The organism is Ligilactobacillus sp. 110_WCHN (assembly GCF_030518115.1).
Classification (GTDB): Bacteria; Bacillota; Bacilli; order Lactobacillales; family Lactobacillaceae; genus Ligilactobacillus; species Ligilactobacillus aviarius_C.
Window position 1 is genome coordinate 17,594 of sequence record NZ_JAULLI010000005.1, and the last position, 14,305, is coordinate 31,898.

Here is a 14,305-nt window from a genome sequence, read left to right on the forward strand (position 1 = left end):
AAATGGGAACAAAGCCCGGAATTAAAAGATTTTAATAAAATAATGAATTTAATATGATAAAAATATGTCAAAAAGATTATAAAATGATTAAAAAGAATGGTATACTTAATTTAACGTTAATTAAAGGAGATGGCGAAATGTCAGGAATGCCCGCGTTAAATGATCCGGCCCTTCATTGGGAAAGCCGGTATAAACGGAACTGTTTTGTGTACATTGTAATTTATGGTTTATTAGGTGCGGTTACAGGAATTACCAATAACACTTTGGTTTCATACCTTGATCTTGCTGCACCGAAAGTTGTTACCGGATTGAATATTTATACTGCGATTGGATCAGTTTTAATGGCAATTATGCTGATCTACATTCACAAGACCGGATATAAAAAAGTTTTGGTCGTTGCGCCGATTTTAACGATTGCAACGATGTTAGCAATGATTTTTACTGATAATACGCAGATTATTGCGATCTCATATGCATTATTAACTGCCGGAGTCGGAATTTATGATTTCATGTATCCGTTAATGTATTCGGTTTACGTTCCGCGAAAAATTCGGACATTTATGATGTCAGTCGTTATGATCACGAACTTGGTTACTCAAGCAATTGTAACCTTCTTTGGCGGGAAGATTGTTGTTTGGGTTTTTAGTAAGATTATGGGAACCAGTTATGCGAAGGCTTCAATTTTGTCAGGGAATCAGGCTCATATGAAGGGCAGCATGTTACATAGCTACATCACGTCATACAAGTCAGTGATCTACATTGCGATTGGATTTACTGTCTTGGCATTTATTTGCTCATTGTTCTTGAAAGAACGGCCAAGCGACTACACCGAAACGGAAGCCGAACTTGCTGAACGGAAAGCTAAGAAGGCTGTTAACTTTAAGATGTTGGCGCAAAAGGACATTGTCTTATTCGTTACGTTCCTTGCTTTAATTCGGGTAGGGGCATACTTGGTAACACCATACTTCCCAATTTACCTGAACAACTTCTTACACATCCAACGGGGAACCGTTTCAACGATTATTACTTTGCAAACCTTTGCGATGTTGATTGGTTATACATTTGCACCGTGGTTGGAAAAGAAACTTGGTTCAATAGTTTCAATTTCAGTCATGACGCTTTCATGTACGCCATTGATGCTGCTGATGGCGAAGGGGAACATCTTCGGCAGCAACGTGGCAATTGCAATCGGAATTGTTTTGTTCCTCCGTTCAGGCTTGGCCAACGCTTCAATGCCGGTCCAACAGTCATTGCAAATGGCGCTTGTCCCGAAAAACTTACGGCCCGCATTTAGTTCACTAACAACGATCGTCAATGCGGTTGTCGGAATTGGGGTTGGATTATTTACATCATTGTTCTTACTGAAAGATCCATCAGGCTATGCGATTGCATACTATATTGCAGCGGCCTTCTATATCATTGCATGTATTCTTCTCTTGATCTTAAAGAAGAAATACAACCGCATCATGGAAAAAGAATCTGAAGAAGAAAAAATCGAACGCAAGCAAGAAGAACAAGCGGAGAAAAAAGAAGAACGGGAAGCTTAATACAAAGAAGGAAATGGCAACTGCTATTTCCTTCTTTGTAATTTGATTTTTTTAATAATTAGCGTAAAATATTCTCCTAGTATGACTTAAGTCAAAATAAACGATGCCTGTGAGCATTAATTTTGGAGGAAGATATTTATGGATAACTCAAAACCAACCAGTCTCAGTAAGGATCAAAAGCGTGTAATTGCGTCTACTGCGACTGGTTTTTCTTTTGAAAACATGGACTTTAACTTCATGTCTTTCGCTTTGACTTCCGTAATTGCCAGTTTGGGAATTACGACGACTCAAGCCGGGATGATCAACACGATCACCAACCTTGGAATGTTGCTTGGGGGATTGATTTTTGGAATCCTGAGCGATAAGTACGGCCGGGTAAAGATTTTCTCATATACGATCTTTATTTTTGCCGGCGCAACAGCGTTAATGTACTTTGCAAATAGCTTTACGATGGTTTGCATTTTGCGGTTCCTCGTCGGTTTTGGTGAAGGTGGGGAATACGGTGCCGGAATGGCAATGATCGGCGAGTATTTCTCAGCTAAGCGGTATGGTCGGGTGACGGCGATTGCAAGTATCGGCGGCCAACTTGGGGGCATCACTGCTGCGATTTTATCGGCATTGATCTTACCGCACTTTGGTTGGCACGTCTTATTCTTAGTCGGGGTCTTCCCAGTGATCTTAGCATTCTTTATTCGGCGGAATTTAAAGGAAAGTCCGACGTTCTTGAATAACCAAAAGAAAGCAGACAAGCCGAAAGTTTCATTCTCACGGTTGTTTGAAACTCCTCAACTTGCCGGGCAAACGATTGGTTTGATTTTCATGCTGATCGTGCAAACAGGTGGTTACTACGGCCTGATGAACTGGCTTCCAACCATCGTACAAAAGCAACTCGGGATTACCGTTCGCGGATCATCATTATGGATGGTAGCGACGATTATTGGAATGTGCATCGGGATGCTTGTTTTCGGAAATATCTTAGATTACTTTGGTCCGCGGAAGTCATTTGGCTGCTTCTTAATTGGAGCTGCATTTGTGATTTATGCGTTGATTCAAGCCCGCAACATGATCGAGTTGGTTATTTTAGGAGCGATTGTCGGTTTCTTCGCAAACGGAATGTACGGTGGTTATGGTGCTATTATGACATACCTGTACCCAGCTGACATTTCAGCAACTGCGAATAACCTGATCATGAATGTCGGAAAAGCGGTCGGAAGTTTTTCAACGATTGTAATCGGCTTTTTGATGAGCAAGTATTCAATGAATGTCGTAATGGGCTTCTTATCGGTGATGTATCTTTTAAGTTTTGTTGTAATGCTGCTGATTCCTGGATTAAGGGAAATGGGGAAGAAGAAAGCATAAAGCGAAGGTGTGACAAAACGTCAAAAATGAGCGTGGTGGAAGGAGAAAAGCGAACGAATCGCGGAGCATAGATTCGGAGTTTTTCGAACTTCCACATAGCTCGTTTGTTTTGGAACCCGATTATGCGGATATAATAAAAAGGTTGCGCTTTACGGCGCAACCTTATTTTTAACCTCGATAATAATTTAAAAAGTAATTAATAACCCGAAAAATCAGGTAAATAATCGCACAAATTACGAAAAGTTTTAAAATAACGTACAGGATCGGAATGTACCATAATTCAGTTTTAAAAAGCGCGAAAACGGGATGAATTCGGTGATAAGTTCCAGTGTGCGGATTTAACCCGATCAAAAGCTGAATTCCAAAAATGATGACCCCAAGAATGACGCTGAGTTTGAATTGTTTATGGTTAATCAATATGATTCCTCCCTCACGAGTTTCATTATAATATGAAAGGGTTTGAAAGAGAATATTAAATTCAAAAACGCAACCGAATTTTAAAATCAAAAATTTTTGATTATATTATTGACAACGCTTACATAGTGATATATATTATCAGTGTAAGGTATTTAATAATTTACCTTCTAATCAATTCTCTTTCTCTCTTATGCCGAGGTTGTGACAGTTGTCATAGCCTCTTTTTTATTGTTTCATTTTTTTGTACACTGGAACTAGGAATTTAAATGGAGGGATTGCCATGAAGAGTCACGAAACGTTAACGTTGATTGAAGAAATTACGCGCAATGATGGTTCGCGGTATTTTGAAATTTCAAACATTGTTCAAAATGGCCGGGCTGAACTGGCTGCAATTCGCGGTTTTATTAAAGAAGTGCGAATTGTTCAATTAAACATTCCGCGTTCCAAAAATGTGATTGCATACGAAAACTACATCAACGAAAATTTTGAAATGCCGGAAGAAAACTTTGACCATTTTGAAGAGTGGAAGCGGACGCCAGAAATGGAAGAGGTCGTTGAAAATATCTTGCATGAAAATCATGTTGCTTAAATTATAAAAGCGTTAATCTTGGTAGAACCTACTCGAGATTAGCGCTTTTATTTTAATAATATTAATTTTTAGAATTTAGTATTTTTTGGCTTTCATAGAACTCTTCAGCAGCAGGCAATTCATTAAAATCGAAGGTTAGATTTTGATAGTTCTTTAGTGCATTTTTTATATCATCGATGGTTATATTGAAATATTCTTTACGATGATTTACTTGGTTAATGCGTTTATCATTAAATTTATTATGTAATTCAGATTCAAGTTTATATGCATTATCGCTAAATATTAATGCATGAACGTCAAATTTAAATGGAACTGATGCACTTCCAAGTTCATTAATACGATCAAGAGGATTTAGACGGCGTGTAACGCCAATTTTGAATACATTTTTTCCAAATGAACCAATGTTGGAAATTATATAAACATAGCCGGCCGTTGGATTTTCTGCTCGATTGTTTAATTTTTCCTTTTTTTCCTGTATTTCAGAAAGTTTGTTTTGTAATTTAGAAAGCTGTTCCTTTAAGGAAAGAATTTCATTTTCATCTTTTGAATTGTCTATTTTTTCTTGCACTTCTTTTTCGGCCTGAGCAAAGTGTTGCTCATCTTTCTCATATTTTTTGCGCTCACTAGCTAATTCACGTTGAAGCGCTTTTTCCTCACGTTCGCGTTCTCTTTCTTCACGAAGTTGTTCTTTTTCTTCTTCCTTTTTTAGGGCATATTCTAGTGCAATATGGGCTTCATTAATTTTACTATCTAGGTAGTCTTCGGATATTCTAACACTGTTAGACTCCATTAATTTGTTTAATTGTTCATATGACCTTAAAATTCTTTTTTCAATGGTTTCTATATTTGATTTGGTTACTTTATTGATTGCAGCTTCACATTCTCCATTGAAAGCACGAAGCATAATTTTTATATTTTTCTTTTGCATTGCTTTTCCTTTTGCAACGCTATTATTTAAAGTCATTTGAGTAGTAACAATTCCTGCCTTGTTTTCTCTTATCATTTCTTTTTGATTGGCACGTTCAGTAAGTAATTTTGCTTTATAGGCACTAGAATTAGCAAATTTATATCTTGGTTTATATAGCCCAAATGACTCCATATTAACTTCATCTTTAATTGAAACTAATTGATTTTCTAAATCGTTGATTTGACTATTTATTTCTTGTTCATCGTTTGAAAGAGATTGAATTTTATTTTTTCTTGATAAGATTGCTGACTCTAAATCAGATAGTTCTTTTTCTTTTTTATTTATTTTAATTTCCAGATCGATTGGTTTTAATTGTTTAACAGAAAGTTTTAAATTAGCTGTTTCTTTCAAACTTTGATTTTCTTCTTCAAGTCTTTGAATTGTTTCAGCATTTTGTTGGATAGTTGTTTTAAATTGCTTGATTTTGAAAAAATCTTTAAAAGACATTAGTTCCTCCTTGAAATTATAAAATTTGGATTAGGTGAAAATATGATCTAATTTTATCATATTTTGATGTATTTTTTAGATTTAAAATCTTATTGTAGTTATAGAAATAAAATCTATATAGTAAAAGATATTGAGAGAAAAAGCTTTCAGAAAATAGCTTAATATGTTCATAACACCCATTAATGGCAATATGGTAAATGAAAAGGGATTGTGGTAAAATAATGGCGTACTCGGAAGAGTAATTACATGTATATTTTTAGGAGGCTGTTTTATGTCAGTATTCGTAAATGGTAACGCAATCTACAACGATGCTCGTAAGGGTCACTACGCTGTTGGTGCGTTCAACACAAATAACTTGGAATGGACACGTGCTATTCTTCAAGCTGCCCAAGAAACAAACACACCTGTTTTAATTCAATGCTCAATGGGTGCTGCTAAGTACATGGGTGACTATAAGTTAGTTAAGAACTTAGTAGAAAACGAAATGCGTGTTATGAACATCACAGTTCCAGTTATCATGCACTTAGATCACGGTAACTATGAAGCTGCTAAGGAATGCATTAAGGCTGGCTACTCATCAGTTATGTTTGATGGCCACGACTTACCATTCGAAGAAAACTTAGAAAAGACAAAGGAAATTGTTAAGTTAGCTCACGAACGCGGCATTTCTGTTGAAGCCGAAGTTGGTTCAATCGGTGGTACAGAAGACGGTGTCACAGGTGCCGGCGAATTAGCTAGTGTTGAAGAAGCTAAGACAATGGCTGCAACAGGCGTTGACTACTTAGCATGTGGAATTGGTAACATCCACGGCAAGTACCCAGAAAACTGGCAAGGTCTTAACTTCGACCGTTTGAAGGAAATTGCTGACGCTGTTGATACACCATTAGTATTACACGGTGGTTCAGGTATCCCTCAAGAACAAATCGAAAAAGCAATTAGCATGGGTATCTCAAAGGTTAACATCAACACAGAAAACCAACTTGCCTTTGCTGCTGCAACTCGTAAGTACATCGAAGCAGGTAAGGATGAAGAAGGTAAAGGTTACGACCCTCGTAAGTTACTTGCTCCTGGTACACAAGCAGTCGTTGATACAGTTAAGGAAATCATCGGCTGGCTTGGGACACCATCAATTAAATAATCGATTATTAATTGACATAAATAAAAAAGCTGCGATTTTAAGTCGCGGCTTTTTTGTTGTCTTTGATTTGAGGATAAATTAAACATAAAAATTAAGGTCACGGGATAAACCCATGACCTTAATTCAATTATTCAATTAAATTTCTTCAACAGCTGGTTTTTCACCATCATTGATGAAGTATACCTTGTACCATGTTAAGAATGTGTAAACATTCCAAATTTGTTTTCGGCTGTCGTTTTTACCATCATAGTAATCATCGAGCATCTTAAGCAATTTGTTTTGTTTGAAGAATTCCTTAACGTAATCTTGTGAGAATTCATCCCGCACGATCTTGTAGTATTTTTCTTCGTGTAACCAGTCCCGAATCGGGGTTGGAAAACCAAGCTTTTCACGGTTGTACCATTCTTTTGGTAAGTGGCGTTTAGCAGCTTGCCGGAATGCGTACTTCGTGTTCTTTGAGTTGATCATGTACTTGGTTGGAACCTTTTCTGAAACCTTAGCAACTTCAATATCAAGAATCGGAACCCGGGCTTCAAGGGAAGCGGCCATTGTCATCTTATCAGCTTTCAATAAGATATCGCCGGGCATGAAGTGGTGCAAGTCAAGGTATTGCATCTTGCGGATTTCAGCAGTTTGATCTTCAACCTTTTCGTATGTTGGGCCAATGATTTGTTGAATCGTTGGTGCGTCTTGATAATCGGCTTGTAAGAATTCGGTTGCTTCTTCCGGTTCGAAAACCCGTGAATCGCCGATGAAGAAATCTTCAGCAGGAGCGATTGATGTGTATAAGTGAGCCTTGCCGTGGAAGTTCTTGTCCCGAATTGAATCGGCAATTTTCTTCCGGGTCTTGCGCGGCAACTTCTTCAATGCTTCAGCAATCAACCGGATCATCCGCGACTTGGTCCAGAAACCGTATGCTTGGTAGCCACCGAATAATTCGTCAGCACCTTCACCACTCATAACAACCTTAACATCCTTGGCAGCAAGTTTTGACAAGAAGAACAACGGGATGCATGAGAAGTTTGAATCAGGTTCATCAAGGAAGTATTGAATCTGAGCAAAGTGACTGAATGCGTCATTGGCATCAATCGTTTCGGACTTCATGTTTGTTCCTAATTCTTTTGCCAAATCTTCCGCATCGTTGATTTCGTTAACCTTTCCGCGGTCAAAGCCAACTGAGTATGTTGTATGTGGCTTCAGAACCGAAGCAACGTAACTTGAGTCAACCCCACTTGAAAGGAAAGCACCAGTTTTAACTTCCTTATCAGTGATTGAGTGGGCTTTAACTGATTCAACGACCGCATTGTCGATTTCATCAGTAATTTCACTCAATGATTCGTTTGAAGGCTGAGCCTTGTAGTCGAAGTATTGGTGAATGTCCATTGTGCCGTCACGATAAATGAAGTAGTGACCTTCCTTCAATTTATATACACCCTTGAAGAATGTTTCATTTAAGGCTGAGTATTGGAACGTCATGAACGGTTTCAAGGCTTGCTTGTTAAGTTCCTTCTTGAAGCCTGGGTGACGCAAGAAACTCTTGATTTCAGAACCATACATGAAGGTATCACCCATTTGAGTGTAATAAAATGGCTTGATTCCGAATGGATCACGCGCACCAAAAAGTTCCTTTGTTTTGAAATCGTAAATTACGAATGCAAACATTCCGCGTAATTTTTTCAAAATGTCTGTTCCGTATTCTTCATACCCGTGAAGGATAACTTCCGTATCAGTATGCGTTGTAAATTTGTGTCCGGCAGCAACAAGTTCATCACGGAGTTCTTGGAAGTTATAAATTTCACCGTTAAATGTGATGACCTTTGATTTGTCTTCGTTAAAAATCGGTTGCTTACCTTCGTGGACATCGATAATGCTTAACCGCCGCATTCCGATGGCAACATTTTCGTCAACGACTTGACCGCCGCTATCGGGACCACGGTGTTTGATTGCATCCATCATTTTAGTTAAAATGGGGCGTTTTTCATCAGCACCCATTGAATCATTTATGAATCCTGTAATTCCACACATAATCAAATTCCTTTCTTATATATGAACGAATTATATCGCTATTACTGTAAATAATAAAGCAAATTTCAATTGTTGCAACCATTAAATCGAAATCTTGGCGATTTATTAAGGAACTTCGGCCGTCTTTTAACGGCGAAATATGCTAAAATATCAATATTAAGTGATTGAAAGGACGGAATTGATATGGCAGAGGGAAAACGCCGGTTTAAGGTTCAAATTGACGGCGAAGAATTTACGATTATTGGGAAGAGTACCCCTGAACACATGAATGCGGTAATGGAAGTTGCAAACCAAGAATTGGCAACGATCAAAAAAATGATGCCATCCCTTTCGGAAAAGAAGGCCGCATTACTTTTAGCAATCAACGCAGTTTCAGATCAATTGGAAAAGCAGGAAGAATTAGATAAGTTGCAACAAAAGATTGAAGATCAGACAGACTAGGTGATTAAATGTTAACGTTAATTATCGTTTTATTGTTGATTTTAGCTTTTCGCTTTGGCCTTAAGCGTGGGCTTTTGATGACGCTGTTAAGTGTTGCAGGTTACGTTATTGTTTTTTTGCTCGCAATCTTTTTAGCCAAACCGATGGGCGCAGCTTTAGCAACGATGATGCCGGCGTTATGGAAAAATTCGATTTTTTCAGGAATGTTTTATAACGTGCTTGCATTTTGGATCATTGCAATTGTTGGCAGTATTATTTATCGTTTTTTAGCACGGACAGTCAACGGGATTACCAAGTTACCATTAATTTCGCAGGTTAATGCCTTGGCGGGGGCAGCCCTATCAACGATTTTAATGTACGTGGTAATTTTCTTTGCGCTGTTATTGATGGCAGCATGGCCAAGTCAAAACGTGCGGGCCACGGTTCAACAATCGCCGGTTGCTGAATGGATTTTAAAGAAAACACCGGTGATCTCACAGCAGATAATGAATGACTATGATGATCAAAATCAATTCTAGAAGGGAGGAGCAGCATGAATAGCAAAATTTTAAAGACATTAGAGTACGACAAAATTCGGCAACAAATCGCGGAGTATACGGTAACTGAAAACGGTAAGAAGCTTGTTGAACGAATGAAACCGCAAAGCGATTATGACCGAATTGATGAATTATTAGACGAAACCCAGGACGGAGCAGATATTTTGCGGTTGAAGGGCGAAATTCCAATGCCAAAACTGCTTGATATTCGAATGCAGTTGAAACGCCTTGAAATTGGTGCAACCTTGAACGGCAAGGAACTTGCGATGATTGCAAAGGTTTTACGGGCAACGAACGCCGTTAAGGCTTTTTTCCGCGAATTGCTTGATGATGAAGTGGTTTTACAGCGTCTTTATGATTTAAATGATCAGCTTGAAACGTTACCGGATGTTGCCAAACGGTTATTAAATTCAATCGAAGGCGACGGGCATGTGACGGACGATGCGTCGAGCTTATTAAAGAGTTTACGACGGCAAATTGAAAATACGGAAGCCGAGATTCGGGATAAACTTTCAAGCCTGACGCGCGGAAGCAAGTCAAAATATTTAAGCGATTCGCTGGTTACAATCCGGAACGACCGTTATGTAATTCCGGTCAAAGCTGAAAATCGCGGTCAATTTGGCGGGGTCGTTCACGATCAAAGTGCTTCAGGGCAAACCCTATTTATCGAACCGCAAGCAATTGTCGATTTGAATAACCGGTTGAAGCAGCAACAATTAGCTGAAAAAGAAGAAATTCAACGGATTTTGCGCGAATTGTCCGAACTGATCGCCCCGTATACGAATGAACTTTCTGAAAATGCGTGGATTTTAGGCCGGATGGACTTTATTAATGCCAAGGCCCAGTATGCTCACGAAATTAAGGCAACGTTGCCTGAAATTTCAGCTGAAAATGACATTTATTTGCGCCAAGCATGGCACCCGCTCCTTGATCCGAAGACGGTGGTTAAAAATGACATTTCGCTTGGCAAAGATTATCAGGCAATCGTCATCACCGGACCCAATACTGGTGGGAAAACCATCACGTTAAAGACCTTAGGATTGATTCAATTGATGGGACAATCTGGCCTATTTATCCCAGCAGCTGAAGAAAGTCGGATCGGTGTTTTTGATGAAGTGTTTGCTGACATTGGTGATGAACAGTCGATTGAACAAAGTTTGAGTACCTTTTCATCACACATGACCAACATTGTTGATATTTTGAAGCATATTACTTCCCAATCACTGGTTTTATTCGATGAATTAGGTGCCGGAACTGATCCGCAGGAAGGAGCAGCTTTGGCGATTGCGATTTTGGATGCCGTGGGGGCTGAAGGAAGTTATGTCGTGGCAACGACCCACTATCCCGAATTGAAGGCTTATGGTTATGAACGGCCGCAAACGATTAACGCGTCAATGGAGTTTGATAGTGAAACTTTACAACCGACATATCATCTGTTGATTGGAATTCCAGGACGCAGTAACGCATTCGACATTTCGCAACGCCTTGGATTGCCGGAAATGATTGTTCAGTCTGCCCGGCAATTAGTAGCGCAAGACAGCCAAAACTTAAATGAAATGATTACTGATTTGGTCAAAAAACGGCATGATGCAGAAGAAAAGCAGGTCTTTTTCAAGAAACATTTGAAAGAAGCCGAAAAATTGCATCATGATTTGGAAAAGGGCTTTGAAAAATTTGAAAGCCAAAAAGAAAATCAGTTGAATCATGCTAAACAACAGGCTAATCAGATCGTAAACGATGCCCAGCGCAAGGCGGACCAGATTATTGCCGATTTACGGAAGATGCGGACTCAAAGTGCCAGCGCCGTTAAGGAAAATGAGTTAGTTGATGCGAAGACCAAATTGAATAAGCTGGAACAGCCAATTAACCTTAAAAAGAATAAGGTTTTACGGCGGGCCAAGAACCAAAAGGAATTCCACGTTGATGATGATGTTTTGGTTAAATCATACGGTCAGCGAGGTGTCTTGCTTCGGAAAGTTGATGACCACCATTGGGAAGTTCAGCTTGGAATTTTAAAAATGAAAATTGATACGGATGATCTTGAAAAGGTCAAAGTTGATGATCAGCCTGCAACGCATGCAAATGTAAGTGTCAAGCGCAGTTCATCATCGGGATTATCAACGAGTCTTGATCTTCGGGGACAAACGAAGGAAGAGGCCTTGATGAGCGTTGACCGGTACATTGATTCAGCATTGCTTGCTGGTTATCCGTCAGTGACGATTATTCACGGAAAGGGAACTGGAGCTTTACAACAGGCAATCAAGCAGTACCTTTCAACGAATCCGTCCGTTAAGAGCTTTAATTATGCATCGCCGAATGCGGGTGGCGATGGCGCAACGATTGTGAACTTTAAGTAGAAGGTGTGATTCGATCACACCTTCTTTTTTTCAATGCTTTATCTTGTACTTTTTCATTAAAAAAGCGTAACTTAATAATTGGAAATGAATATAGGAAGAGGTAAGATGAATGATTGATGTTACATTACTTGGAACGGGTGGCAGTATTCCGCTTCCAGATCGTTACTTATCATCAGCAATTATTGAATATAAAGGCCGGAAAATTTTGATGGATGCCGGCGAAGGAACTGGCGTTTCAATGCGGGCTGTTCGGAGCGGATTCAAATCCCTCGATGTAATTTGCATTACGCACTTGCATGGGGATCACGTTATTGGATTACAAGGAATTTTAGGAACGACCAGTAACACTGGCCGGACAGAACCAATCACGATCATTGGGCCAAAGGGAATCAAAGATGTTATGAAAGGTTTCCGGGTCATCATGCCATGGTTAAACTACGACATTAACATTATTGAAGACCCGGTTCCAGGTGAACCAATCGTAATCAACAACAAGTACATTCACGGTGAATTGTCAATTTCAGCATTGCCAGTTAAGCATACACGGCCAAACTTTGCATACCGGGTTGACTTAAAGCGGGAACCAAAATTTGACCCGCAAAAGGCAAAGGCCAACGGAGTTCCCCAACGGATCTGGGGCGACTTGCAACGCGGCCAAAAACCGGTTGAATATGAAGGTAAAACTTACACCCCAGACATGGTTCTTGGCGAAGCACGGAAAGGCATGCGGGTCAGCTGGGTAACTGATACGCGGCCAACACCTGAAATTCCAGGCTTCATTGAAGGTTCAGATTTACTTTTGAGCTGTGCAAACTTTGGTTCAAATGACGATACCGAAAAGGCAAAGAACAAGATGCACATGACATTTGCTGAAGCGGCAACGCAAGCAAAGAAGGGCCACGTTAAGGAAATGGTCTTGACCCACTTCTCACAAGCAATGCGTGATCCTGAAAAGTATGTGAAGAACGCAACGGATATCTTCCCGAACACGGTTATCGGAAAGGATCACATGCACTTTACATTAAATTACGATCAAGACTTTGCTGAACCAACAATGATTGAAGAAAAAGCTGATACAAAAGAAAATGATTAATTTCGATTAAAACAAAAAATGCGGTAGTCAGAGATGGCTATCGCATTTTTTAATATTAATACTTTTTGGCGCATAAAATGTGAACTATATTTCGAATAATCATCATTTTTGTTAATATACATTAAAAGGAGAGTTTAAAGGAGATTAAAAAATATGGTTTGTATATTGGCGGCTCTAATATCGTCAACTTCTAGAGGTGTAATTAGTGTAATCGATCGCTATCAAATGGGTTATCGTAAAGGGAATTTACTGGTTGTTAATTTTATTAATAATATTTTAGCGACAATTTTGGCAACGTTTGTTCTTATTGTTTTACAGCATGTAGTTTCATTGGATTTTTTGTTGTTGCCACAACAATGGTTCAGAATAATTATTTATGCATTGTTAGTACAACTTGTTGCATATGGTTATAGTTATTTATACCGTCACTTACCATTAATTGATGCGGTAATTTCAGGAAAGATTTCGGATTTATTTATCCCACTTGCATTAGCTTTTACAACTTCTTATTTTAGTTTTAAACAGTATTCTGTTTCAGTGATTTCAACTTTACTGGTTGGCTTACTTGCTTTTTCTCCCAGTACCAAAAAGGCTAATTTTGAAACATGGGTGAGGGGAATCTTAGTAATTGTGCCATTGTTGACGATTCAATCGGCTTTCTCGCCGCTTTTGGTTGACCGTATTCATGGAATCTCAGAATTAATGGGTTTTACGATCATCACAATTTATTTGCGCCTTGTGATTTCGTTTATTTCATTATTCACACGTCCAAAAAACAAATTGATTAATAAAAAGTCAATGAAAATTGGAAAAACGGTGGTGGCAGTTTACGGATTGCGTTCAGTGCTTACAATCGCGGCTCAAATATCGTTTACAATTGCAACGTCTTCCAAAACATCTGGCATTGCATGGGTTCTTTTAAACATGACCTCACTTTACGGTGTTGTTTTTGGAAGTTGGATTCTCAAAGAAAAAATTGGAAAGTTTGATGTCCTTGTACTTTTAGTTGTAACGGTGATGACTTTGTTGACGAGATAGATTTTTGAAAATAAAAAACCTAACTGTGAATTAACAGTTAGGCTGAAAGTTATTAAGGATTTAAATTATTAGTATTACGAAAATTTAATCACTAGTTTTTTACCGATTGCATTTGCAATTTTGGTTAAAGTATCAACACTTGTATTAGATCCACTTTCGATTCGGGCAATTGTTGATTGAGGAATATTAGAAATTGCAGATAGTTCTCTTTGAGAGAGGCCTTCGCTTTTTCGAACTTCAGATAAGGCAATTGCGCTTTCTAACTTTGTTGTTTCATTGTCAAATTCTTCTTTTAATTCTGGATCCTTAAGTTGTTCATTTAAATAATCTTCAAATTGAATATTACTCATA

Annotated in this window: 13 protein-coding genes; 9 read left to right on the forward strand and 4 right to left on the reverse strand. The window is 38.7% G+C overall.

All coding sequences use genetic code 11. From position 1 onward, the window contains the following. Positions 1–137: 137 nt before the first annotated feature. On the forward strand, positions 138–1,547 hold the full coding sequence (locus tag Q3C15_RS02765; protein ID WP_302703978.1) for an MFS transporter: 1,410 nt from the start codon (positions 138–140) through the stop codon (positions 1,545–1,547). Positions 1,548–1,685: 138 nt separating this feature from the next. After that, positions 1,686–2,906 carry an MFS transporter gene (locus Q3C15_RS02770; RefSeq protein ID WP_302703980.1) on the forward strand — a complete coding sequence of 407 codons (1,221 nt, stop codon included), beginning with the start codon at positions 1,686–1,688 and terminating at the stop codon, positions 2,904–2,906. Between the two features lie 168 nt (positions 2,907–3,074). Here Q3C15_RS02770 and Q3C15_RS02775 read toward each other — a convergent pair whose 3' ends face one another. Continuing rightward, on the reverse strand, positions 3,075–3,323 hold the full coding sequence (locus Q3C15_RS02775) for a hypothetical protein (protein ID WP_278851734.1): 249 nt from the start codon (positions 3,321–3,323) through the stop codon (positions 3,075–3,077). Positions 3,324–3,603: 280 nt separating this feature from the next. Here Q3C15_RS02775 and Q3C15_RS02780 point away from each other — a divergent pair, with 280 nt between their 5' ends. After that, complete coding sequence (locus tag Q3C15_RS02780) at positions 3,604–3,912, forward strand: hypothetical protein (RefSeq protein ID WP_057827676.1); 309 nt, start codon at positions 3,604–3,606, stop codon at positions 3,910–3,912. A 61-nt stretch (positions 3,913–3,973) separates the two neighbouring features. Here the strand turns inward: Q3C15_RS02780 and Q3C15_RS02785 are convergent, their stop codons facing one another. Next, entirely contained in the window at positions 3,974–5,326 is a 1,353-nt protein-coding gene (locus Q3C15_RS02785) for a DUF4041 domain-containing protein (RefSeq protein ID WP_302703984.1), read from the reverse strand. A gap of 271 nt (positions 5,327–5,597) precedes the next feature. Between Q3C15_RS02785 and fba the strand changes: the two genes are divergently transcribed. Further along, entirely contained in the window at positions 5,598–6,464 is an 867-nt protein-coding gene (fba, locus tag Q3C15_RS02790; RefSeq protein ID WP_057827678.1) for a class II fructose-1,6-bisphosphate aldolase, read from the forward strand. A 135-nt stretch (positions 6,465–6,599) separates the two neighbouring features. Here fba and asnB read toward each other — a convergent pair whose 3' ends face one another. Next, entirely contained in the window at positions 6,600–8,489 is a 1,890-nt protein-coding gene (asnB, locus tag Q3C15_RS02795; protein WP_302703985.1) for an asparagine synthase (glutamine-hydrolyzing), read from the reverse strand. A 183-nt stretch (positions 8,490–8,672) separates the two neighbouring features. On the opposite strand from asnB, the gene zapA reads away from it, so the two are divergent. The 5 genes from zapA to Q3C15_RS02820 all read left to right on the forward strand — a co-directional run bounded on the left by zapA (position 8,673) and on the right by Q3C15_RS02820 (position 13,954). Further along, positions 8,673–8,930 carry a cell division protein ZapA gene (gene zapA / locus Q3C15_RS02800; RefSeq protein ID WP_204778897.1) on the forward strand — a complete coding sequence of 86 codons (258 nt, stop codon included), beginning with the start codon at positions 8,673–8,675 and terminating at the stop codon, positions 8,928–8,930. A gap of 8 nt (positions 8,931–8,938) precedes the next feature. Continuing rightward, positions 8,939–9,448, forward strand: a complete 510-nt coding sequence (locus Q3C15_RS02805) for a CvpA family protein (protein WP_302703986.1) — start codon at positions 8,939–8,941, stop codon at positions 9,446–9,448. Between the two features lie 14 nt (positions 9,449–9,462). After that, positions 9,463–11,823 (forward strand): endonuclease MutS2, encoded by a 2,361-nt coding sequence (locus Q3C15_RS02810; RefSeq protein ID WP_302703987.1) that lies wholly within the window; start codon positions 9,463–9,465, stop codon positions 11,821–11,823. 109 nt (positions 11,824–11,932) lie between these two features. Beyond that, positions 11,933–12,916, forward strand: coding sequence for a ribonuclease Z (locus Q3C15_RS02815; protein ID WP_302703988.1), 984 nt, complete (start codon positions 11,933–11,935; stop codon positions 12,914–12,916). 153 nt (positions 12,917–13,069) lie between these two features. Further along, entirely contained in the window at positions 13,070–13,954 is an 885-nt protein-coding gene (locus tag Q3C15_RS02820; RefSeq protein ID WP_283600660.1) for a hypothetical protein, read from the forward strand. 74 nt (positions 13,955–14,028) lie between these two features. On the opposite strand, the gene Q3C15_RS02825 is transcribed toward Q3C15_RS02820, so the two are convergent. Further along, a complete protein-coding gene (locus tag Q3C15_RS02825; RefSeq protein ID WP_283600661.1) occupies positions 14,029–14,304 on the reverse strand; it encodes a helix-turn-helix domain-containing protein in 276 nt (91 codons plus the stop codon). Position 14,305: the final 1 nt, after the last annotated feature.

What these genes read in the sequence shown, in the direction of transcription:
- Q3C15_RS02815 (WP_302703988.1), top strand. Translation starts at nt 11,933, where the DNA reads ATGATTGATGTTACATTACTTGGAACGGGTGGCAGTATTCCGCTTCCA.
- Q3C15_RS02810 (WP_302703987.1), top strand. Translation starts at nt 9,463, where the DNA reads ATGAATAGCAAAATTTTAAAGACATTAGAGTACGACAAAATTCGGCAA.
- zapA (WP_204778897.1), top strand. Translation starts at nt 8,673, where the DNA reads ATGGCAGAGGGAAAACGCCGGTTTAAGGTTCAAATTGACGGCGAAGAA.
- Q3C15_RS02780 (WP_057827676.1), top strand. Translation starts at nt 3,604, where the DNA reads ATGAAGAGTCACGAAACGTTAACGTTGATTGAAGAAATTACGCGCAAT.
- Q3C15_RS02785 (WP_302703984.1), bottom strand. Translation starts at nt 5,326, where the DNA reads ATGTCTTTTAAAGATTTTTTCAAAATCAAGCAATTTAAAACAACTATC.
- Q3C15_RS02770 (WP_302703980.1), top strand. Translation starts at nt 1,686, where the DNA reads ATGGATAACTCAAAACCAACCAGTCTCAGTAAGGATCAAAAGCGTGTA.
- fba (WP_057827678.1), top strand. Translation starts at nt 5,598, where the DNA reads ATGTCAGTATTCGTAAATGGTAACGCAATCTACAACGATGCTCGTAAG.
- Q3C15_RS02805 (WP_302703986.1), top strand. Translation starts at nt 8,939, where the DNA reads ATGTTAACGTTAATTATCGTTTTATTGTTGATTTTAGCTTTTCGCTTT.
- Q3C15_RS02825 (WP_283600661.1), bottom strand. Translation starts at nt 14,304, where the DNA reads ATGAGTAATATTCAATTTGAAGATTATTTAAATGAACAACTTAAGGAT.
- Q3C15_RS02820 (WP_283600660.1), top strand. Translation starts at nt 13,070, where the DNA reads ATGGTTTGTATATTGGCGGCTCTAATATCGTCAACTTCTAGAGGTGTA.
- asnB (WP_302703985.1), bottom strand. Translation starts at nt 8,489, where the DNA reads ATGTGTGGAATTACAGGATTCATAAATGATTCAATGGGTGCTGATGAA.
- Q3C15_RS02765 (WP_302703978.1), top strand. Translation starts at nt 138, where the DNA reads ATGTCAGGAATGCCCGCGTTAAATGATCCGGCCCTTCATTGGGAAAGC.